Source organism: Sphingomonas baiyangensis (genome assembly GCF_005144715.1).
Lineage (GTDB): Bacteria > Pseudomonadota > Alphaproteobacteria > Sphingomonadales > Sphingomonadaceae > Sphingomonas > Sphingomonas baiyangensis.
The window spans coordinates 1,267,660-1,287,561 of record NZ_SWKR01000002.1; the positions used below are offsets into that span (position 1 = coordinate 1,267,660).

The following is a 19,902-nucleotide window of genomic DNA, read 5'->3' on the forward strand; positions in this document are numbered from 1 at the left end:
CTCTCCTTCAGGACCAGATCGGCAGATCGAGCCACCACGTCCACCATTCGGGCCAGCCGCGTGTCCACAGCGGCCCCGAGATGATGATGCACACCGCGCTCCAGAATCCCGCGCTCAATGCCAGGAACAGGCCGAGCCGATGGATGCCGAGCGTGCCCACCGAGTAGCCGATGGTGTCGCGGAAGAAGGCGTCCTCATATTCGGGCGTCTTCACCTCGCCGCGCGTACCGTCGCGGTTTTTGGGCGGGTTGACCGCCGACAGCACCAGCGCGCCGTGCAGCGCCAGCGCCAGCGTGGTAGTGAAGAAGAAGCTCACCGCCAGCATGTGCGCCGGATTATAATGGAAATGGAGATACTGGTATCCGGTGTTCGACACCCAATCGAGATGGCTGAAGATGCCGTAGGGAAAGCCATGTCCCCACGCCCCCAGCCAGATCGGGCGGATCACCACCAGGCTGACATAGGCGAAGATCGCGACGCCGAAGGCGACGGGCACGTGATAGCCCATGCCGAGCTTGCGGCAGATCTCTACCTCGCGCAGCGCCCATGAGCTAAACGCGCCGATCGCGCAGATCGTAATGATCTGCCAGAAGCCGCCCTCGAGCAGCGGCGCGAGCGCGAGGCCGTAGGACAAGTCGGGCGGCGCGATCGAGATGAGCCACGGGTTCCACGTCGGCCCTTGCGAGGCGGCGTAGAAGATGAGCGCGGTGCCGAGCGCCGCGAAGAACGCGGTGGTGACGCCGAAGAAGCCGACATAGAAGGGGCCGACCCAGAAATCGAACAGGTCGCCGCCGAGCAGCGTGCCCCCGCGGACCCGGTATTTTCGCTCGAAGCTCAACAGCGCCATGACGCATCCTTTCGCGCCACGCCGGGCAGTGCCCAGACGCGACGGGTTCGTTCCCCTCAGCAGCTACGCAACTCAGGCGGGCAGGGTCGCCGAAACAGGCTTCCTGCCCGCCCGCCCGCGCGCCCGGAGGGAGCGCGCGGGTAACAGGTGGCTCAGGTGCCGGGCGGCGCCATCGGTGCCGCGGCGGCGACGGGCGCCTGACGCGGGCCGTCGAGCCAGTTGAAGCGATCGGTGCTGAGCAGGATGAAGTGAATCAGCAATGCCAGCACGAACAGGAAGATGAACAGCGCCACCAGCGTGCGCCGCGGATCGAAGATCAGCCACGTTCTCCACATGGTATCGCTCCTTATGCGAGGAAGGCGCCGAGCGCGGTCTGGGCGACCTGCACCTTGTCGGCAACGGCGGCATAGCCATCAGGCCCCGGCAGCCAGGGCCGCCACGTCCACGCCAGCACATGCGCGACGATCGCAACGGCGGTGAAGCCGATGAAGCTCGTCATGAACAGCTTGTGGAATTCCTTCGCTTCTTCCGGGGTCAGGTAGGTGCCTGGCCCCATCCTTTCGTCTCTGTGATCGGTCATGTATCTCGCCTCCAAGTTCGACGCGGACGGAAGCCCGGAAAGCAATTCCAGGCGCGATCGCAGCGGATCGACCGCGGCGATGGGGATGCCGCGGTGGCGCGGCGGATGTGTGGGCGCGCGATCATTGCGCGCGGCTTTCGGCAAGTGCGTCGGCCAGCGTCGCCTCGGTCACCCGGGCATTGCCGGCACGGCGCGCGGCGCGTTCGGCGGCGTCGCGGATGCGCTTGGCCGCGCTGATCCGCACCAGCACGGGCTCGGCCTCGACCGCAGCGTCGAGCAGCTGCTTGGCGTCGTCATCCCAGCCGATGCTGTCGCGTGCGGGCGTCGCTTCGACCGCGTCGAGCTGGTGGGCGCTCGGCAGGATGTGGAAAAGCGCGTCGAACAGCGCGTTGCAGACTTCCTGGACGAGATAGGTGGCCCCGGCATAGCCCATGAACGGCGTGCCGGTGTGACGGCGGATGATCGCGCCCGGAAAGCTCGCCGGCACGTACACGCCGCGTCCGCCCGCCTCGGCCATGTACATGCGCTCGTTGAAGCTGCCGAAGAGCACCAGCGGCGGCGTGCTGCGGATCGCCTCGCGCACCGCCTGATTGTCGGGCTTCACGCCCGCGGTGCGACCGATCGCGAAGGCGCAGGGCAGGCCCATGTCCTCCTCGAGAAACGCGCGCAGCCCGCGGGCATAGGTTTCAGTCGCCACCACGCCGAAGCTGGCGGTGCCGAAGAAGTCCTGCGTCACCGATCGCCACAGGTCCCACAAAGGCTTGATCGTGCTGTGCTTCTCGCGCTCGATGAACGGCTCGGGATCGAGGCCGAGCAATTCGCCCAGCTTGCGCAGGAACGCCGTGGTCGACGAAAGCCCGATCGGCGCTTGAAGATACGGCCGCTCGAGCGTCTCGCACAGGTTGCGACCGAACTCGCGGTACATGCAGACATTCACCTCGGCCTCGGCCAGCCGGCGGACATCGGCCAGATGGCTGCCGAGCGGGAAGCACATGCCCACTTCGGCGCCGATCCCCTCGACCAGCCGGCGGACTTCGGCGGTGTCCGACGGGCAGTTGAAGGTGCCGTACATCGGCCCGATCAGGTTGACCTTGGGCTTCGCACCTTCCTTGCGGCGTGCGGGCGGCACCCTCTTGGGACCGAACTGCGTCCACAGCCAGGTGAGCGCACGGTCGGCCGCCTGCCACTGATCCTCATCGATCGTGCGCGGCAGGAAGCGTTGCAGCGTCGTGCCCTCGGGCGTGACGCCGCCGCCGATCATCTCGGCGATCGATCCGGTGACGACGACGGCGGGCAGATCGGGATCGAGCGTCGCCCAGGCGCGCTTCATCGCACCCTCGGTGCCGTCGCGGCCGAGTTCCTGTTCCGAAAGCCCGGTGACGGTGATCGGCAACTCGTGCGGCGGCAGCGCGTCGGTATAATGGAGCACCGAGGTGACGGGCAGGTTCTCGCAGCCCACCGGTCCGTCGATGACGACCTGCAACCCCTTGATCGCGGTGAAGGCGTAGACGGCGCCCCAGTAACCGCCGGCGCGATCATGATCGATGATGAGCGTCATGATCCCACCGCCTCGGTCGCCTTGGCCGCGGCGATGCGCCTCGCGGCGAACTTGGCCTTGAAATCGGGGCGCGGCACCGGCGTGTCGGTCCACAGTCCGGCACTTTCGCCTGCACCCACGCCCTCGAAGAAGTCGCGCATGGCATCGAAGCGCGCGCGGTTGCCGATCGCGGCGTTGACGACCATCGCAAGGCTGCCCGCGCCCGCCACGCCCATCAGCGGGCGCGCCGAAATAAGGTTGGTGAAATAGAGCGCCGGGATCGCCCGCGCCTTGGCGTGCTGGACGACGGGCGTGGTGCCGATCGCCAGATCGGGGCCGAATTCGTCGACCGCCGCCAGATCCTGCTCGAGGCTGGCGCGGAACGCAACGCGCACGCCCCTTGCCTCCAGCCACTCGCGATCGGGATCGGACCAGCGCGTGCGCGGGCACGCGGTGCCGACATAGGGCACGTCGGCGCCGCTTTCGATCAGCAGCCGCGCAACGAGCAGTTCGGAGCCCTCATAGCCCGACACGGTGATGCGTCCGCTTATTGGCCGCGCCGCGAGCGCGGCACGGATCGCGGGGACGAAGCGGTTCTTGGCCGCGTCGACCCTGTCCTGCGCGATGCCGCACGCCTGGCCGATCGCGTCGAGCCAAGCCGCCGTGCCGTCGACGCCGACGGGCGCCGATCCGATCACGCTGCGTCCTGCACTTTCGAACACGCGCACGCTGGCGGTGTAAAACGGGTGGATCGCCGCGACCGCCGCGCAATCGAGCGCCTGATAGAGCTCGCGCCATTCGCGCGTCGGCACCACTGGTCCGGCGGCGAGCCCCAGCGGTTCGAGCATCTGGCCGATGCCCGGCGGATCGGCCGGGAACATCTCGCCCAGCAGCGTCACGGTGGGACGGCTGGCGCGCTCACGCGGGGCGGCGACCGGCCCCGCCTTCACCTCGCCCGCGGCATAGGCGAGCATCGCGCCCGCCAGCACGTCCTTGGCCTCGGCATGCGTCGGAATGCCAAAGCCCGGCACGTCGATGCCGACGATCCGCACGCCGTTGATCGCATCGGGCAGCAATTGCAGCGGTACGCCGCTGGCCGTCGGCACGCACAGATTGGTGACGACGATCGCGTCATACTGATCGGGATCGGCAAGCCCTTCGACGGCTTCCTTGATGTCCTCGAACAGCTTGCCCGTGACGAGCGTTTCCGAGCTGAACGGCACATAGCCGACGCTGCGCTTGGCGCCGTAGAAATGGCTGGTAAAGGTCAGGCCGTACACGCAGCACGCCGATCCCGACAGGATCGTGGCGGTGCGCCGCATCCTGAGACCTACGCGCAGCGACCCGAAGGCGGGACACATCGATTGCGGCTGGTCGTGCGGGCCTTTGGGGTAATCGGCGGCATAGCGATCGAGCACGCCCGCCTTGCCCGCGGCACGCGCGGCATCGGCAAGCGTGTCGCCCGAGGCGCAGGCGCCTTCGGCCAGATCGAGGCGGTCTTTAGACCGCATCGTAGATCACTTCGAGGCTGGGCCGCGTTACGAACGGGCGCCCACGCATGTCGGCCTGCGTCGCCGGCTTCAGCGTCACGTTGCCGCCGGTATCCTCGGGCTTGAACAACCCCAGCAGATCATCCTGCTCGAGCGGCTTGGGCCGCACCGGCGGGGCGCTAGCGACATTGGCGGCCAGATCGGCGAACAGCGAACCCCATTCACCCTCGGGCGTGCCGATGATCTGATAATTGGCGGACTTGCGCCGGATATCCTCGTTGGCGGGGATCGAGCAGAGCGTGGGGATGCCCACGGCCTCGGCAAACGCCTGTGCCTCGCCGGTGCCGTCATCCTTGTTGATGACGATGCCCGCGACGCCGACATTGCCGCCCATCTTGCGGAAATATTCCACCGCCTTGCAGACGTTGTTCGCGACATAGAGCGATTGCAGGTCGTTCGATGCGACGACGATCACCTTCTGGCACATGTCACGTGCGATCGGCAGGCCGAAGCCGCCGCACACCACATCGCCCAGGAAATCGAGCAGTACATAGTCGAAGCCCCATTCGTGGAAGCCGAGCTTCTCGAGCGTCTCGAAACCATGGATGATGCCGCGCCCACCGCAGCCACGCCCCACTTCGGGGCCGCCCAGTTCCATCGCGAACACGCCGTCGCGCTGGAAGCAGACGTCCTCGATCCCGATCTCCTCGCCCGCCAGCTTCTTGGCGCTCGACGTCTCGATGATCGTCGGCGTCGACTTGCCGCCGAACAACAGGCTGGTAGTATCGCTCTTGGGATCGCAGCCGATCAGCAGCACGCGCTTCCCCTGCCGCGCCATCATGTAGCTGAGGTTGGCCAGCGCGAACGACTTGCCCGATCCGCCCTTGCCATAGATGGCGATGATCTGCGTTTCCTTGGTCACGAGGCCGGCGGGCACCGGATCGGGCTCATGTGCCGCCTCGTCGCGCAGCGGGCCGGGGTCGAGCATGGTCATAGGGCACTCCAGTCAAGCACCATCTTGCGGCACTCGGGATCGGTGAAGGCCATCGGATAGGCCTCGGCGGCGCGGTCGGCGGGACGGATGTGGCTGATGCAGCCATCGAACGAGAGCAGCCCGGCACCCAGCAGTTCGAGCACCGCGGCGATGTCGGCGGGCGTGAACTCGGCGGCGATGCGCAGCCGCGCCTCGCGCTGGAAAGCAGGCGCGAACGCGAAGTCGAGCCGGTCGTAGAAGCCCGCGAGCACGATCTCGCCGCCGCGCCGCAGCCGCGCCACCAGCGCGTCGAGCGTGACGCCGCCGCTGGCATCGCAGATCACCGCATAGTCGCTGCGCGGATCGGTATCGGGCGCGATCACATCATAGTCATAGGCGTCGCGGCGATCGGCGCGTATTTCCCATACCGTCGGCGGATCGGCGGCAAGCGCCAGCGCGATGCGCGCGATAAGCATGCCGAGAACGCCATGCCCGATGACGAGCTCGGGCGCTGCACCGCCGGCGACGACATGGTGCGCGGTGGCAGCGAGCGCGAGCAGCGTGCCGTGATGGCCGAGCGACTCGGGTACCGGCGCGACGCGCGCCGACGGCACGATCAGCCGGCGAGCGCTCCCGCCGAACAGGCCGCGCGCATCGGTGAAACAGCTGGCGCCGGGCACGAACACCCATTCGCCGATCCGACCCCTGACCTCGACCCCGCCATCGACGACGCGGCCGACCGATTCATAGCCGGGCACCAGCGGATAGCCGAAGCCGGGAAAAGCAGGCATCCGGCCGCTCCAGAGCAGCTTCTCGGTGCCGCTGCTGATGCCGCTATATGCGATCTCGACCATGAGATCGCTCGGCCCCATCGGTACGAGCGCAAGCGGGCGCAGCGCGAGGCGTTCCGGTGCCTCCAGGATCACTGCCAGCGCGTCCATGTGCGCTCTCCCCATTCGGCGCCTCGTCTCGAATGAACGGCTCCGATTGCGTCACTCTATATGGACACTCACTAATGTCAATTGCACTGGACGCTCATTCGCGTCGCGTCGAGATGACGGAAGCGATCAGCGGCAGCGCCGTCGCATGGCGCTGCGTCGCAGCGAAGCCGGCATCGCACAGCATCCCTTCAAGCATCTCGCGCGAGCGCGGCCGGCCTGAGCCCATCGCCCAGAGATACCAGCCGAAATAGGCGTCCCCCATTGCGCGGGCGCCGCTCGTATTTGCCATCGGCTCGGCGATCACCAGCCGGCCGCGCGGGGGCAGCGCCCGATGCGCTGCTGCCAGAAGGCGCGCGACGACCGCATCGTCATGGTCGTGAACGATCCGCACCAGCGTGATGCAGTCATAGCCCTCGGGCAGCGCATCGCGCGTGAAGTCGCCGCCGTGCGTCGCAACGTCCGGCAGCGCGATTCGCGCCGCCACATCGGGCAAGTCGAACACGCCCACGCCAAGCCGGGGATGACGTGCCACGAGTTGTCGCGTGAAGGCGCCCGTGCCGCCGCCCACATCGAGCACTGCCCGGTGCCGGTCGAACCGATAGGCATCGAGCAGTTGCTCGGCCACCATCGGCTGCGAGGCGGCCATCAATGCCGAATAGCCACCCCCCTCGCCGCGCGTCGGATCGTCGGCACGGGCATAGTGCCAGAAGCCGGCGAGCGCTCCGCCGCCGCCGCCCCGCCGCAGCAGCGCCAGCGGATCGGCAAGGTCGGCGTAGAGCAGCGCATGATGCTCGACCATCGCCTGCACGCCTGCATCGCCCGCCAGCGCCGCGCCAGCGGGCCCCAGCGTCCAGCGTCCGTTCGACAGCGGCTGCGCGAGCTCGAGCGCGGCCGCTGCGTGCAACAGGCGTTCGATCGCCCCGACGGGCAGCTTCGCATGCTCGGCCAGCGCCTCCGCATCGACCGGGGCGTCGGCGAGCAGTTCATGCAGCTGCGCGGCGACGAAAGCGGCAAGCGTCTGCGTATAGACAAAGCCCGCCACCAGATCGAACAACCTACCCGCATGTCGCCGCGAGACGCTCCGCGCGATCGGCAGCCGCTGTGCCCATCGCCGGAAGCGCGGGCTGGCGATCGCCCGGTTGCGCCACCCGATCGCACGCTCGCGCCACCCATCGTACATTTTTGTGGACACTCCTGTTGTCTAACCTTGTGGACAGGTGTTAGCCTGCGGTCAATCGAGCGAAAGGGGCGGCCGTGCCGCGCGAACGCGTCGTCATCATCGGAGGAGGCATTGGCGGGCTGGCGTCAGCAGCGCTGGCGGCGCACGCAGGCGCCGACGTCACCTTGTGCGAGGCGGCGCCCGGCCCCGGCGGCAAGCTGCGTGCGCTGGGCGTCGCGGGCTCGACGGTCGACGCCGGCCCAACGGTATTCACGCTGCGTGCCGTGTTCGACGCGCTGTTCGAGGCATGCGGCGCGACACTCGACGATCATCTCACGCTGCACCCCGCCACCGTGCTAGCGCGGCATGCATGGGGCGGCGACACGCTCGACCTGCATGCCGACCCCGAGGCGAGCGCCGACGCGATCGCCGCGTTCGCGGGCGCGAAGGCCGGCGCGGGATATCGGGCATTCCGGGCCGAGGCTGCGCGCATCTTCGACGCGCTCGATCGCACCTTCCTTCAGGCGCAACCGACCAATCCGCTCGGCCTCACCTGGCGCATCCTTCGCGAGCGACCGCGCGACGCCTTTGCGCTTCGCCCCTATACGTCGCTATGGCGAGCGCTCGGCGAGCATTTCGCCGACCCGCGACTGCGCCAGCTGTTCGCACGCTATGCCACCTATTGCGGCTCGTCGCCCTTCGCTTGCCCCGCCACGCTGATGCTCGTCGCGCATGTCGAGGCGCGCGGCGTGTGGCTGATCGAGGGGGGGATGCATCGGCTGGCAGCAGCGGTAGCGGCGCTTGCCGAGGCGCGCGGCGCGAGGCTGCGCTATGCGAGCGCGGTCGACACGATCGAGATCGCGCATGGCCGCGCGGGCAGCGTCGTGCTCGCCTCGGGCGAGCGGATCGCCGCCGATGCGGTGATCTGCAATGCCGATCCTGCCGCGATCGGCGCGGGGCGCTTCGGCAGCGCGGCCGTGCGCGCGGTGCGGCCGGTGCCGCCGTCGCGCCGCTCGCTATCGGCGATGGTGTGGCTCGCACATGCGCCCGCCGCCGGCTTCGCGCTCGCGCGCCACAATGTGTTCTTCGCGCCCGATTACGCGGCCGAATTCGCCGCTCTCGGCGCAGGCCGGCTCGCCGATGCGCCCAGCGTCTATGTCTGCGCGCAGGACCGCGACGATGCGGGCACGGGCCCGGCACCGGGCGCGCCCGAACGCTTCCAGATCATCGTCAACGCCCCGCCCCTTGGCGATCGGGCGGCTTTCACCCAGCAGGAGATCGCGTCATGCACCCAGGCCATGCAGCACCGGCTCGCGGCATCGGGCATGACGCTTACGCTTTCGCCCGACAATCACCGGCTGCTGACGCCGCAGGATTTCGAGGCGCTGTGTCCGTCGACGGGTGGAGCCCTTTATGGACGGGCCTCGCACGGATGGGCGGCGTCCTTCCTGCGCCAGGGCAGCCGGACGCGGATCCCTGGGCTCTATTGCGCGGGCGGGAGCTGCCATCCGGGCGCCGGCCTGCCGATGGCCGTGCTGTCCGCGAGCCTTGCCGTCGATTCGTGGCGGCAGGACCGCGCTTCGATGTCGCAGTCGCGCCGCAGGGCTATGCCTGGTGGTATATCGACGCGACGAGCGACGACGGCCGGTACGGGCTGACGATCATCGCGTTCATCGGCAGCGTGTTCTCGCCCTATTACAAGCTTGCCGGCCGCCATCGCCCCGACAACCACTGCGCGATCAACGTGGCGCTCAACGGCCCGCGTGCCGGCGCCTGGGCGATGACCGAGCGCGGCGGCGGCGCGGTGGCGCGCGGGCGCGATCACTTCGCCGTCGGTCCGAGCAGCCTCGACTGGGACGGCGAGCGGCTGATGATCGAGATCGACGAATGGTCGGCGCCGCTGCCCTATCGCGTGCGTGGGCGCGTGGTAGTGCGGCCCGAACTGATCGCCACCACGGGCTTCCACCTCGATCCCGACGGCCGGCACCGCTGGCATCCGGTGGCACCACGCGCGCGCGTCGAGGTCATAATGGACCGACCGGGGGTTACTTGGCGCGGCGGCGGCTATTTCGATTCGAACTTCGGCGACGAACCGCTCGAAGCCGGTTTTCGCGACTGGCACTGGTCGCGCGCGCATCTTAGCCGCGATGTCGGCGTGCTGTACGAAGGGCGGCGGCGCAACGGCCGCGATTTCGGGCTGGCGCTGCGCTGCGACCGGCAGGGGCGATGGCGCGAGACCGATCCGCCGCCTGCGCAACGCCTGCCGCGCACCGGCTGGCTGGTCGACCGGCGCACGCGCTGCGACGGGGGCGACAGCGCGCGTGTACGCAAGACGTGGATCGATGCGCCCTTCTATGCGCGCTCGGGGCTCGACACGCGGCTGTTCGGCGAACGCGCCTTCGCCGTGCATGAAAGCCTGTCACTCGACCGGTTCGCCTCGCCCGTCATCCTCTCGATGCTGCCCTACCGAATGCCGCGGGCGCTGCTTTGAATCGCGGGCGATCTCGCGATTGACCGACCAGAGCTGCCAGATGCCAAACCCCAGCGCCATCGCGCCGACGAGTACCAGCTCGACAAGGCCGTAATGCGCGGGGTCGATCATGCCGCCTCGCGCGTCCGCATCGCCGCCGTGGCGAACGCAACAACGCGCGCAGCCACCAGCGCGGGCGCTTCCTCGTGTGCTAGGTGGCCTAGGCCCGCGAGCGACTCGACGCGCGCATCGGGCAATCGCGCCGCAGCGGCCTCGACCGCATCGAGCGGAATTGCGCTGTCGGCGGCCCCGTGCAGCAGCAACACCGGCGTCGCGACGCGCGGGAGCAATGCCCGCACCGCCTCGAGATCCCAGCCCGCCATCATCGCGATCGCACCGCCACAATGGCCGGCGTCGCCGACCAGCGCGGCATAATGCCGCAACCCCTCGCGATCGATCCGCGAGCCGGTGCTGCGCAGCAGGAACCGCTCGACCTCGCCCGGCGCACGCGCGATCTGCGCGAAGATGTGCGGGGCGAAGGGGTTGGCGAACAGCAGCTTGGCAAGTGTCGGGAAGATGCGTGCGGCAAGGCCGGGAAAGGGCGTCAGCGCAGGATTGAGCCCGACGATTGCCTCGGGCGCATGCCGCTCGGCCAGCGCCATGGCGAGCGCTGCGCCGGCCGAATGCCCGACGATCACATCCGGTGTCACCTCTAGCGTATCGAGCAGCGCCACCAGCGCGTCGCGCATTGCCGGCAGGCTCATGCCACCCGCTGGCCGCCCCCGGGTGAAGCCATGCCCCGGCAGATCGGGGGCGATCACGCGGAAATGCTCAGCAAGCAGCGGCGCCGCGCCACGCCAGCTATGCGTCGCCGCGCCGGTGCCGTGCAGCAGCAGCGCCACCGGCCCCGATCCCATTGCCTGGACATGGAAGCGCAGCCGCCCCGCATCGACGAAGCGGCTGGCGGCGCGGTTGGGCCAATCGGCCCCCTGACGAGCGAAGTCGAGCGTCATCCTGTCCTCACCGCGGCATGTAGCGCCTGCGCGTCGCCGCGCGGCAATGCGACATAGCGCGCGCGCATCCAGCCGGCCAGCCGCTCGCCATCGATCCGCGGGCGCGCCGAGATGTCGACAAAGGCGGCGGCGATGCCCGTCTGCCCGAAGGCGCGCGCGGCCGCCTCGGCATCGGCGGCGGCCGTCGCGCGTGATCCGTCGAGCGCGACATTGGCGCGGCCGTCGCTCAACACCACGACGAACGGCGTGCGGCCGTGCGCGGCAGCGGCCTCGGCCTGCGCATGCGCCGCGCCGATCCCCGCGGCCATGGGCGTACCCCCGCCGCCCGGCAATTCGGCGAGCGCGCGGCGCGCGCGCGTAAGACTGCGCGTCGGCGGCAGCAGCAATTCGGCGCACTCGCCGCGAAACGCGATCAGCGCGACTTCGGCGCGGCGGACATAAGCACGTGCCAGCAGCAGCTCGACCGCGCCCTTGGCCTCGGCAAGCCGCGCTACCGCCGACGAGCCCGAAGCATCGACCGCGAAGATCGTCGTTGCTTCGGCGCGATTCTCGAAGCGGCGGACGCGTAGATCGGCGCGCGCGATGCGCAACCGGGCGTCGCTTCGGCCGCGCAGGCGCTGCCACGGCGCTGCCGCGCGCAGCGTATCGACGAGCGCGAGCCGCAGGCCGCCGCGCGGCACGCCCGGCTGCGCGCCGATCGCACGCCCCGAGCGCGGCGATCGCCGTCGCTCGCCGCGCCCGCGCGCGCCGTTGCTCGGATGCGCAGCGCCGTGCCCCGCCAGATCGAGATCGGCGGGGAGCGTGGCGGCAACCGCTTCGAGCACGCGATCGGCGAGCGCGCCCGCCCCGTCGGCCTGGCCGCCTTGCGGATCGGGAGCATCCTCGCGTTCGGGCGGCGGCGACGCGGCCTCTGGAAGCTGCGTAGCCCGATGCGCGAGCACGAGCTGCGCGGCGCAGCGCAATGCGGCTTCGCGACCCAGCGTGGCGGCAAGCAGCACGGCCGTGCGCAGCGTCGCACGCATCGCCCGCGCCGAATGGACTCCGAGCGCGGTCGCGATCACGCACACGCCGGTCGCGTCGACATCCCCCGCTCCGTCGACCGCCACGACGTTGGCGACATCGGCATCGCCCGTGCCTGCGCGAAGGTCGAAGGCTAGGCGTTCGGCCAGGGCGGCAGGCACCACGGCATCGTCATCGACCATCGCCAACACCATGCAGTCGCCACGGTCGATCGCCGCCGCAAGCGCGCCGACGATTGCGGGTTCGAGTCGATCGGCGCCCGCCAGCACGAGCAGTCCCCCGGTTGCCGACACGATCAGTCCGGGATGGCGGACCGGCCGGCCCGCGGCCAGCGTCGCGGCGAGATCGAGTCCGCCGGCAAGCCGATCAAGATCGACGTTGCGCGGTACGCGGACGAGCGGCGCATCGCTCCCTGCGGCCGACCGCCACGCCGTCAGCGCGATGTCGAGCAGCTCGGGATCGCGCAGCACCATGCCGCCCAGCGCCATCGTCCGGCCCCCATCGCGACCGAGCAACATCGCGGCGCGAGCGGCATCGCCCGCGCCCGCGCTCATGCCGCCAGATCGCCCAGCGCGCGCTCGATCCGCGCGGTCGATCCCGTCTCGTCGAGCGGATTGCGCCGCAGCCGATGCCTGAGCGCCATCGGCGCGACGCGATCGAGATGGCTCGCCGTCACGCTCGCTGCACGTTCGTACGCCGCAAGCGCGCGCGCGGCACGCATCAGCGTCAGTTCGCCGCGCAGCCCGTCGGCGCCGACGCTGCTGCACAGCTTCGCTGCCCGCGCGAGCACCATGTCGGGCACCTCGATGGCCCCCACCGCATCGCGCCCCTGCGCGATCGCGCGGCGCAGCTTGCCCTCGGCACGCTTCCATTGTGCTGCAAAGGCCGTCGGGTCACGATCATAGGCATCGCAGCGCTTGAGGATCTCGACGCGCTCGGCGATCGTCGCCGGGGTACAGACCTCGACCGAGAGGCCGAAGCGATCCAACAGCTGCGGGCGAAGCTCGCCTTCCTCGGGATTGCCGCTGCCGACCATCACGAAGCGCGCGGCATGGCGCACGCTTAACCCCTCGCGCTCGACGAGGTTCTCGCCCGATTGCGCGACGTCGAGAAGCAGGTCGACCAGATGATCCTCGAGCAGGTTGATCTCGTCGATGTACAGAAATCCGCGATGCGCGCGCGCCAGCAGCCCCGGCTCGAACGCCTTCTCGCCGCGCCCCAGCGCCGCTTCGAGATCGAGCGCGCCGACCACGCGATCCTCGGTCGCGCCCAGCGGCAGGTCGATGAACGGCACCGGCATCGTCGTGGCGCGGCCGGTATGACGATCGGGCGCAGGGCAGGCCGACGCGCCGGGCACGCAGCCATAGGCGCACCCCTGCGCCACCGGGATCGGCGGCAGCAGGCCGGCCAGTGCGCGCGCGGCGGTCGACTTGCCCGTGCCGCGATCGCCGAACACCATCACGCCACCGATCCGCGCATCGACCGCGACGAGCAGCAGCGCCAGCTTCATTTCGTCCTGCCCGACGATCGCGGTAAAGGGAAAGGGCGTGCGCATCGTTCGAGTGTATCATGCGTTGGACGTTGAGCAAGCTTGACATGAAGGATGCAGACATATGCTGATGGCTGGCGGCTGGACGCCTATCCTGTGGGCCGGCGGGATCGCGCTAGCGCTGGGCATCATCGGCGGGCTCACGACTCCGATCGGCCCCTGGTATCGCAATCTGCGCAAGCCTCCGTTCCAGCCGCCCGACTGGGCGTTCGGGCCAGCGTGGACGCTGATCCTCGCCTGCGCTGCCGCTGGCGCGGTGATCGCATGGAACAGCGCCACCGATGCCGCCGAGCGCGGCGACGTGCTGCTGCTGTTCGGCGTCAACGCGGTGTTCTTCCTGCTCTGGAGCCCGCTGTTTTTCGTGGCGCGGCGGCCCGACTGGGCGCTGGTCGAGGTCGTGTTCCTGTGGGCATCGATCGCAGCGCTCGTCATCGGCCTGTGGCCGATCGCGCCCGTCGCATCGCTGCTGGTGCTTCCCTACCTGCTATGGGTCAGCTTCGCGACGCTGCTCAACCGCGCCATCGTGGTCCGTAACGCGCCGTTCGCGCGTTGAGGCTTTGGATCGCCCGCTGCGCGGCGTATCATGCGGGGCCCGACCCGGTACGACGATACGAATAGAGACGAGAAGGAACCCGCAAGCGAAAGGATCATCCGATGATCGCCACCACGCACTCGATGTCCGCTTCCGCGCTGCCCGACAGCGCCATTGCCCGGCACGGCGTCAACCGCATTAGCAGCGCCGATCTGCGATGGGCGCTCGACGAGGGGTGGAAGGATTTTCGCGAGAAGCGTGGCGACCTGCTGTTCATCGGCCTGATCTATCCCGCGGTGTGCCTGTTCGCCGTTGCGCTGGCGATGAATGAATCGCTGTTGCCGTTGCTGTTTCCGGCAATCGCGGGGCTCTCGATCGCGGGGCCCGCGGTCGCGGCGGGCTTTTACGAACTCGCGCGACGCCGCGAGGAAGGGCTCGATTCGGGCTGGTCGCATTTTCTCGATCCGCTGAAGGGCCGCAGCCGCACGCCCATCGCCGCGCTCACGCTCGGCCTCGCTATCCTGTTCGTCGCCTGGATGGCGGCCGCTTATGGCGTCTACGCGCTGACCTACGGCGCCGAGGGGCAGATGCGCGCCGGCGACCTGTTCGGGCGGCTGTTCACCACGTCGGCGGGGTGGACGATGATGATCGTCGGCAACCTGATCGGCTTCGGTTTCGCGGTCGTCGCGCTGGTGTTCAGCTTCGTGTCGTTCCCGATGGTGGTCGACAAGCCCGTCGACGCCGGCACCGCGATCCGCACCTCGCTCGCCGCGGCGCGGACGAACCCGCGCGAGACGATGGGCTGGGGCCTGCGCGTCGTGGGCCTGCTGGCGCTCGGCACGTTGCCTTTCGCCGTGGGGCTTGCGGTGGTGCTGCCATGGCTCGGCTACGCCACCTGGCACCTCTACACGCGCATCGTGCAACGCTGACGCGTCAGCGCGCGAGTCTCCCCTCGCGCGCGATGCGTTCGATCGCGCCAAGAATGCGCAGGCGCTCGGCAAGAACCGCGCGGTAGGGCGCGTCGCCGGGCGTCAGGCGCAGCGCCTGCTGCCAGGCGGTGCGCGCACCCGCAAGATCGCCGGCATCGGCCATCGCGAGCCCCAGAAAGAAGGGCGGGCCCGGCGCGGCCGGATCGAGCGCGATCGCGCGCGAGAAGGCGAAGCGTGCGGCCGGGGAAAGCTGGCCGCCATCATGCCGCGCCAGCACATGCCCGAGCGCCGCCCAGGCCGCTGCATCGCGCGGCGCGCGCTGCGTCGTCTCGATCAGCAGGCGGACCGCCGCACCCGGATCGCCGCCAGCAAGCGCGCGATCGGCCATCGTCAGCGCACCGCGATGCCGATCGCCGAGCAAGGCCGAGCGGAAGCCGACGAAGCCGGGATCGGTCGGCGCGGTCGTCGCGAGCCCGGCGGCACGCGCGGCGGGCTGCATCGGCCGCCCCTGCCACGCATAGCCTGCCGCGCCGAGCATCAGCGCGGCAGCCAGCGCCGTCGTGAGGCCCCGCGGCGCAGCGAGCAGCCGCAACAGCCACGCAGCGACGCCCGCCAGAACCGCGAGCGCCACCCAGCCCATCAGCCGCGCCGCCGGCGGAAGCTGCGCGCCGCGATCACGGCCCCCACGAGCAACAGCACGAGCGGCGCGATCCACAAGGGGGCCGATGCGCTGCTGATCGGCGGATCGTAGCTGACATAATCGCCATAGCGCTCGATCAGCCACGCGCGCACCGTGCCGGCATCCTCGCCCGCGGCGATGCGCTCGCGGACCAGCGCACGCATGTCGCCCGCCATCTCGGCATCGCTGTCGGCGATCGACTGGCCCTGGCAGACGAGGCAGCGAAGCTCCTCCATCAGCGCGCGCGCTTCGGCCTCGCGTGCGGGATCGGGCAGCTGCTTCCACGCAAGCTCGGCCTGCGGCACGTTCGACTGCGCGAAGGCGGGCGCCGCCGCGAAGAGCAGCGCGAGCGCGAGCATTCTCATCGCGCATCCTCCAGCGCCTGCAGGATGCGCGGCACGTCGGCCTCGTTGATCGGGCCGACATGCTGCATGGCGATGCGGCCCTGCCCGTCGATCACGAAGGTTTCGGGCACGCCCGACGAGCCGAGCGCGAACTGCACCGCGCTGCGCGGATCGTCGCCGATGCGCGCATAGGGATCGCCGTGGCGGGCGAGGAAGTCGCGCACCGCCGGCGCGGTATCGCGGATCGCCACGGCGTCGATCGGCACCCCGGCTGCCTTGAGGCGCAGCAGATGCGGCGCCTCGGCGATGCAGGGCACGCACCAGCTGGCGAAGATGTTGAGCAGCCGCGGCGCCCCGGTCGCGAAATCGGCCTGCGAAACGCCGGGCCGTCCTTCGATGAGCGGCGGCAGCGCGAAATCGGGCAGCGGCTTGCCCACGAGGCGCGAGCGCACCGTCAGATCGTTGGGCCGATAGAGCCCGTGCACCGCGACCGCCGCCAGCGCGACGAAGGCGACGAGCGGCAACCAGAGCAGCCAGCGCCTCATGCCGCGGCCGTCTGCCACGCCTCGCGCGCGGCAGGCTGGCGCCGCTCGCGCCGTACCCGCCCGACGAGCGAGAGCGCGCCGCCAAGCGCGATGAGCCCGCCACCGAACCAGATCAGCGTGACCCAGGGTTTCCACCACAAGCGAAGCTGCCAGCGCCCGCCCTCGTCGCTCGCGCCGAGCACGGTGTAGAGCTGCCCGTCGAACAACGTCGCGATCGCCGCTTCGCTGGTGACGGTGGACGGGGCCGAGAAGAAGCGGCTCTGCGGGCGTAGCACCAGCGGCGCGCCATCGCCGCGCGTGACGGTGAGCCGCGCCTCGATCGCCGACCAGTTGGCGCCGACCGCTGGGCGCAGCCCGTCGAAACGCACCGAGAACGGCCCAACCTGCGTGATCTGGCCCGGCCGAACCGCCACCAGCCGCTCGACGGTGAACGCGCTCTCACTCGCCATCCCCGCCATGCTGACGGCGATGCCCAGATGCGCCGTCACCATGCCGAAGGTGAACAAGGGCGTGCGGCGCAGATCGCGCTTCCACAGCGGCGCGACGCTGGCGACGGCGATGCCGAACGACAGGCCCAGCCCGAGGATCGGCAGCACGCCGGCATCGGGCGCGAACACGAACACCGCCGCCATAGCGAGCGCCGCCACCGCGATCGGCACCGTCAGCCGCCCGAGCAGCGCCTGCGCGTTGTCGCGCCGCCAGCGTACCAGCGGCCCCGCCGCCATCGCCGCGAACAGCGCCAGCGCGATCGGCGCGGTCGTCTTGTTGAAGAAGGGCGGGCCGACCGACAATTGCGTGCCCATCGCCTGCGCGACGATCGGGTAGAGCGTGCCGATGAGCACGATGCCGAGGATAACCGAGAGCAGCAGGTTATTGAGCACCAGCCCGCCCTCGCGGCTGACGAGCTCGAAGGTCGAGCCCTGCTTCACCAGCCCGATGCGCAGCCCGAACAGCAGCAGCGCCCCGCCGATGTATAGGATGAGCAACGCGAGGATGAAGCTGCCGCGCGTCGGATCGACGGCGAAGGCGTGGACGCTGGTGAGGATGCCCGAGCGCACGAGGAAGGTGCCGATCATCGACATGCTGAATGCGACGACCGCCAGCATGATCGTCCATGCCCGCAAGCCATCGCGCGTCGCCAGCACCGTCACCGAATGGAGCAGCGCGGTCGCCGCCAGCCACGGCATCAGCGATGCGTTCTCAACCGGGTCCCAGAACCACCAGCCGCCCCAGCCGAGTTCGTAATAGGCCCAGTAGCTCCCCGCGGTGATACCGATCGTGAGGAACACCCAGGCCGCCAGCACCCAGGGCCGCATCGCGCGCGCGAACGCCGGCCCGACATCGCGCGTCACCAGCGCGCCGACCGCGAAGGAGAAGGCAACCGACAGCCCGACATAGCCGAAATAGAGCGTCGGCGGATGGAAGGCGAGGCCGGGGTCCTGCAACAGGGGGTTGAGCCCCTGCCCCTCGGCCGCCGGCGGATCGAGCCGGGTGAAGGGGTTGGAGGAGAACAGCAGAAACGCATAGAAGCCGAGCGCGATCGCCGCCTGCGCGCCCAGTGTAGCTACCAGCGTGGCGACATTCAGCCGCTTCTCGAGCACGGCGATGGCGCCGCCGGCGAGCGCCAGCACCGTCACCCACAGCAGCATCGAGCCCTCGTGATTGCCCCATGCGCCGGCGATCTTGTAGACCATCGGCTTGGCCGAATGGCTGTTGGCCGCCACGAGTTGCACCGACATGTCGGAGACGACGAACACCCAGATCAGCAGGACGAACGACAGCGCGGCGAGAACGCCCTGCACGATCGCCACCGGGCGCACGCCGGCGATCAGCTGCGCGGCGGTTTCGCCCGCGCCATCGGCCCGGTCCGAGCCCGGCGCGTCCGGCAGCACTCCGCGCCCCATGCGCAGCCCCAGCGCCGCGAGCACCAGCTGCATCAGCGCCATCGCCGCGGCAAGCCACAGCGCCGCCAGCCCTGCCTCGGCGATCATTGCTCGAGCGTCTCGGCGGCGGCCATCTTGCCGGCAAGTTCGGGCGGCATGTAGCGCTCGTCGTGCTTGGCGAGCAGATTGTCGGCGGCGAAGCTGCCATCGGCGCGGAAGCGGCCCTCGGCAACGACGCCCGATCCTTCCTTGAACAGATCGGGCGCGATGCCGCTGAAGGTGACGGGCACGCGCGCCTTGCCATCGCCCACCACGAAGGCGATCGACACGCCATCGGGCTGCGGCCGGATCGATCCCGCCTCGACCATGCCGCCCAGCCGCACCGCGCGATCGGTGGGCGGCGCCTTGGCCGCGACATCGGCGGGCGCGTAGAAGAACGCCGCCTCGTCCTGCAACGCCGACAGCGCAAGGCCGCTGGCGCCCAGCACCGCGACCAGCCCCAGCCCCGCGAGCATAAGCCGCTGATGCTTGGCCTTCATCGGCGGCGAAGCTCGTCGGCGGCGCGCTCGGCGCGACGCATCGCCAGCCAGCTTTGCAGCACGATCGCGCCGGTGCCGCCGAGCCCCACGACATAGGCGGCAGTCACGAAAGCCCAATGATTCATGCCGCCGCCATCCGTCGCATCCTTGCCTCGACCTTGCCTGCCGCGAGCAAAGCACGCATCCGCATCAGCACGATCGCGCCGAACAGCAGCGAGAAGCCCGAAAGCGTGAAGGCCAGCGGCCACAGGATCGCATTGTCGATCGTCGATTTGGTGAGCGTCAGGCTCTGCCCCTGATGCAGCGTGTTCCACCAGATCACCGAATAGCGGATGATCGGCAGCAGCACCGTGCCGGCAAGGCCGAAAAGCGCCGGGATACGCCCGTCGCCGCCGCGCTGCGCATCGGCGCGCGCCAGCGCGATATAGGCGAGATAGACGAAGAACAGCAGCAGCATCGACGTCAGCCGCCCGTCCCATTGCCACCAGGTGCCCCAGGTCGGCCGGCCCCAGATCGATCCAGTGGCGAGGCAGATCGCGGCAAAGGCGGCGCCCGGCACCGCACTTGCGCGGGCCGCGAGGTTCGCGAGCGGATGGCGCCAGACGAGAAACGCGAAGCTGGCGATCGCGATGCTCGTCCACCCGCCCATGCCCAGCCACGCGGCGGGCACGTGCAGATAGAGGATGCGCACCGTTTCGCCCTGCAGATAATCGGGCGGCGTGCGCGTGAGGCCCGCCCACGCACCGAACAGCAGCAGCCCCAGCCCGCCGAACAGCAGGATGGGCGTGAGCGGTCGAGCGATCTTGAGGAATCGGACCGGATTGGCGAGCGCGTGGATCACGATTGCGCGAGCATAAGCGAAACCGATCGCA

Annotated in this window: 22 protein-coding genes; 4 read left to right on the plus strand and 18 right to left on the minus strand. The window is 69.7% G+C overall.

All coding sequences use genetic code 11. The features are described from left to right. Positions 1-7: 7 nt before the first annotated feature. The 8 genes from pufL to FBR43_RS09425 form a co-directional block, all read right to left on the minus strand. Positions 8-847: a photosynthetic reaction center subunit L gene (gene pufL / locus FBR43_RS09390; protein ID WP_136942896.1), complete on the minus strand. Its 840-nt coding sequence runs from the start codon at positions 845-847 to the stop codon at positions 8-10. A 152-nt stretch (positions 848-999) separates the two neighbouring features. Then, entirely contained in the window at positions 1,000-1,182 is a 183-nt protein-coding gene (gene pufA / locus FBR43_RS09395; protein ID WP_136942897.1) for a light-harvesting antenna LH1, alpha subunit, read from the minus strand. Positions 1,183-1,193: 11 nt separating this feature from the next. After that, a complete protein-coding gene (pufB, locus tag FBR43_RS16460) occupies positions 1,194-1,571 on the minus strand; it encodes a light-harvesting antenna LH1, beta subunit (RefSeq protein WP_249276525.1) in 378 nt (125 codons plus the stop codon). Further along, a complete protein-coding gene (gene bchZ, locus FBR43_RS09405) occupies positions 1,549-2,985 on the minus strand; it encodes a chlorophyllide a reductase subunit Z (protein WP_136942898.1) in 1,437 nt (478 codons plus the stop codon). The genes pufB and bchZ overlap by 23 nt, the downstream gene beginning before the upstream one ends. Continuing rightward, on the minus strand, positions 2,982-4,475 hold the full coding sequence (gene bchY, locus FBR43_RS09410; protein WP_136942899.1) for a chlorophyllide a reductase subunit Y: 1,494 nt from the start codon (positions 4,473-4,475) through the stop codon (positions 2,982-2,984). Before bchY ends, bchZ begins: the two co-directional genes overlap by 4 nt. Next, the gene (locus tag FBR43_RS09415; RefSeq protein ID WP_136942900.1) at positions 4,465-5,448 is read right to left on the minus strand and encodes a chlorophyllide a reductase iron protein subunit X; all 984 of its coding nucleotides are present in this window, start codon (positions 5,446-5,448) and stop codon (positions 4,465-4,467) included. The genes bchY and FBR43_RS09415 overlap by 11 nt, the downstream gene beginning before the upstream one ends. Beyond that, entirely contained in the window at positions 5,445-6,368 is a 924-nt protein-coding gene (gene bchC, locus FBR43_RS09420; protein WP_136942901.1) for a chlorophyll synthesis pathway protein BchC, read from the minus strand. The genes FBR43_RS09415 and bchC overlap by 4 nt, the downstream gene beginning before the upstream one ends. A gap of 94 nt (positions 6,369-6,462) precedes the next feature. After that, entirely contained in the window at positions 6,463-7,548 is a 1,086-nt protein-coding gene (locus FBR43_RS09425) for a methyltransferase (protein WP_136942902.1), read from the minus strand. A 74-nt stretch (positions 7,549-7,622) separates the two neighbouring features. Between FBR43_RS09425 and crtD the strand changes: the two genes are divergently transcribed. Both crtD and FBR43_RS09435 read left to right on the plus strand, forming a co-directional pair. Then, complete coding sequence (gene crtD, locus FBR43_RS09430; RefSeq protein WP_136942903.1) at positions 7,623-9,185, plus strand: 1-hydroxycarotenoid 3,4-desaturase CrtD; 1,563 nt, start codon at positions 7,623-7,625, stop codon at positions 9,183-9,185. Further along, positions 9,089-10,018 (plus strand): hydratase, encoded by a 930-nt coding sequence (locus FBR43_RS09435; RefSeq protein ID WP_249276526.1) that lies wholly within the window; start codon positions 9,089-9,091, stop codon positions 10,016-10,018. The genes crtD and FBR43_RS09435 overlap by 97 nt, the downstream gene beginning before the upstream one ends. Positions 10,019-10,125: 107 nt before the next feature. Here the strand turns inward: FBR43_RS09435 and bchO are convergent, their stop codons facing one another. From bchO to bchI, 3 genes are read right to left on the minus strand one after another with little or no spacing between them, the layout of a single operon-like run. Further along, positions 10,126-11,010 carry an alpha/beta fold hydrolase BchO gene (gene bchO / locus FBR43_RS09445; RefSeq protein WP_136942905.1) on the minus strand — a complete coding sequence of 295 codons (885 nt, stop codon included), beginning with the start codon at positions 11,008-11,010 and terminating at the stop codon, positions 10,126-10,128. Continuing rightward, positions 11,007-12,584 (minus strand): VWA domain-containing protein, encoded by a 1,578-nt coding sequence (locus tag FBR43_RS09450; RefSeq protein WP_136942906.1) that lies wholly within the window; start codon positions 12,582-12,584, stop codon positions 11,007-11,009. Before FBR43_RS09450 ends, bchO begins: the two co-directional genes overlap by 4 nt. Further along, positions 12,581-13,585 (minus strand): magnesium chelatase ATPase subunit I, encoded by a 1,005-nt coding sequence (bchI, locus tag FBR43_RS09455; RefSeq protein WP_136942907.1) that lies wholly within the window; start codon positions 13,583-13,585, stop codon positions 12,581-12,583. The genes FBR43_RS09450 and bchI overlap by 4 nt, the downstream gene beginning before the upstream one ends. 58 nt (positions 13,586-13,643) lie before the next feature. Between bchI and FBR43_RS09460 the strand changes: the two genes are divergently transcribed. After that, positions 13,644-14,132 carry a TspO/MBR family protein gene (locus tag FBR43_RS09460; protein WP_169542561.1) on the plus strand — a complete coding sequence of 163 codons (489 nt, stop codon included), beginning with the start codon at positions 13,644-13,646 and terminating at the stop codon, positions 14,130-14,132. 101 nt (positions 14,133-14,233) lie between these two features. Beyond that, the gene (locus FBR43_RS09465; RefSeq protein WP_169542562.1) at positions 14,234-15,040 is read left to right on the plus strand and encodes a DUF2189 domain-containing protein; all 807 of its coding nucleotides are present in this window, start codon (positions 14,234-14,236) and stop codon (positions 15,038-15,040) included. A 4-nt stretch (positions 15,041-15,044) separates the two neighbouring features. Here FBR43_RS09465 and FBR43_RS09470 read toward each other — a convergent pair whose 3' ends face one another. Genes FBR43_RS09470 through ccmC form a run of 7 tightly spaced genes read right to left on the minus strand, consistent with a single transcriptional unit; the run spans position 15,045 to position 19,871 of the window. Then, positions 15,045-15,680, minus strand: coding sequence for a tetratricopeptide repeat protein (locus FBR43_RS09470; RefSeq protein ID WP_136942908.1), 636 nt, complete (start codon positions 15,678-15,680; stop codon positions 15,045-15,047). After that, positions 15,680-16,084 (minus strand): cytochrome c-type biogenesis protein, encoded by a 405-nt coding sequence (locus FBR43_RS09475; RefSeq protein WP_136942909.1) that lies wholly within the window; start codon positions 16,082-16,084, stop codon positions 15,680-15,682. The genes FBR43_RS09470 and FBR43_RS09475 overlap by 1 nt, the downstream gene beginning before the upstream one ends. Then, entirely contained in the window at positions 16,081-16,608 is a 528-nt protein-coding gene (locus tag FBR43_RS09480) for a redoxin family protein (protein ID WP_136942910.1), read from the minus strand. Before FBR43_RS09480 ends, FBR43_RS09475 begins: the two co-directional genes overlap by 4 nt. Next, positions 16,605-18,599, minus strand: a complete 1,995-nt coding sequence (locus FBR43_RS09485) for a heme lyase CcmF/NrfE family subunit (RefSeq protein WP_136942911.1) — start codon at positions 18,597-18,599, stop codon at positions 16,605-16,607. The genes FBR43_RS09480 and FBR43_RS09485 overlap by 4 nt, the downstream gene beginning before the upstream one ends. Then, positions 18,596-19,030 carry a cytochrome c maturation protein CcmE gene (gene ccmE, locus FBR43_RS09490; protein ID WP_136942912.1) on the minus strand — a complete coding sequence of 145 codons (435 nt, stop codon included), beginning with the start codon at positions 19,028-19,030 and terminating at the stop codon, positions 18,596-18,598. The genes FBR43_RS09485 and ccmE overlap by 4 nt, the downstream gene beginning before the upstream one ends. Beyond that, entirely contained in the window at positions 19,027-19,155 is a 129-nt protein-coding gene (locus FBR43_RS09495; RefSeq protein WP_136942913.1) for a heme exporter protein CcmD, read from the minus strand. The genes ccmE and FBR43_RS09495 overlap by 4 nt, the downstream gene beginning before the upstream one ends. Then, positions 19,152-19,871 (minus strand): heme ABC transporter permease CcmC, encoded by a 720-nt coding sequence (ccmC, locus tag FBR43_RS09500; protein WP_136942914.1) that lies wholly within the window; start codon positions 19,869-19,871, stop codon positions 19,152-19,154. Before ccmC ends, FBR43_RS09495 begins: the two co-directional genes overlap by 4 nt. Positions 19,872-19,902 lie beyond the last annotated feature (31 nt).

Coding starts and splice junctions, on each gene's coding strand:
- FBR43_RS09425 (WP_136942902.1), bottom strand. CDS start 7,548: ATGTACGATGGGTGGCGCGAGCGTGCGATCGGGTGGCGCAACCGGGCG.
- FBR43_RS09495 (WP_136942913.1), bottom strand. CDS start 19,155: ATGAATCATTGGGCTTTCGTGACTGCCGCCTATGTCGTGGGGCTCGGC.
- FBR43_RS09465 (WP_169542562.1), top strand. CDS start 14,234: ATGATCGCCACCACGCACTCGATGTCCGCTTCCGCGCTGCCCGACAGC.
- bchI (WP_136942907.1), bottom strand. CDS start 13,585: ATGCGCACGCCCTTTCCCTTTACCGCGATCGTCGGGCAGGACGAAATG.
- ccmE (WP_136942912.1), bottom strand. CDS start 19,030: ATGAAGGCCAAGCATCAGCGGCTTATGCTCGCGGGGCTGGGGCTGGTC.
- FBR43_RS09485 (WP_136942911.1), bottom strand. CDS start 18,599: ATGATCGCCGAGGCAGGGCTGGCGGCGCTGTGGCTTGCCGCGGCGATG.
- bchO (WP_136942905.1), bottom strand. CDS start 11,010: ATGACGCTCGACTTCGCTCGTCAGGGGGCCGATTGGCCCAACCGCGCC.
- pufL (WP_136942896.1), bottom strand. CDS start 847: ATGGCGCTGTTGAGCTTCGAGCGAAAATACCGGGTCCGCGGGGGCACG.
- FBR43_RS09415 (WP_136942900.1), bottom strand. CDS start 5,448: ATGACCATGCTCGACCCCGGCCCGCTGCGCGACGAGGCGGCACATGAG.
- bchY (WP_136942899.1), bottom strand. CDS start 4,475: ATGCGGTCTAAAGACCGCCTCGATCTGGCCGAAGGCGCCTGCGCCTCG.
- pufA (WP_136942897.1), bottom strand. CDS start 1,182: ATGTGGAGAACGTGGCTGATCTTCGATCCGCGGCGCACGCTGGTGGCG.
- FBR43_RS09470 (WP_136942908.1), bottom strand. CDS start 15,680: ATGGGCTGGGTGGCGCTCGCGGTTCTGGCGGGCGTCGCTGCGTGGCTG.
- bchZ (WP_136942898.1), bottom strand. CDS start 2,985: ATGACGCTCATCATCGATCATGATCGCGCCGGCGGTTACTGGGGCGCC.
- FBR43_RS09460 (WP_169542561.1), top strand. CDS start 13,644: ATGCTGATGGCTGGCGGCTGGACGCCTATCCTGTGGGCCGGCGGGATC.
- FBR43_RS09450 (WP_136942906.1), bottom strand. CDS start 12,584: ATGAGCGCGGGCGCGGGCGATGCCGCTCGCGCCGCGATGTTGCTCGGT.
- bchC (WP_136942901.1), bottom strand. CDS start 6,368: ATGGACGCGCTGGCAGTGATCCTGGAGGCACCGGAACGCCTCGCGCTG.
- FBR43_RS09475 (WP_136942909.1), bottom strand. CDS start 16,084: ATGAGAATGCTCGCGCTCGCGCTGCTCTTCGCGGCGGCGCCCGCCTTC.
- FBR43_RS09480 (WP_136942910.1), bottom strand. CDS start 16,608: ATGAGGCGCTGGCTGCTCTGGTTGCCGCTCGTCGCCTTCGTCGCGCTG.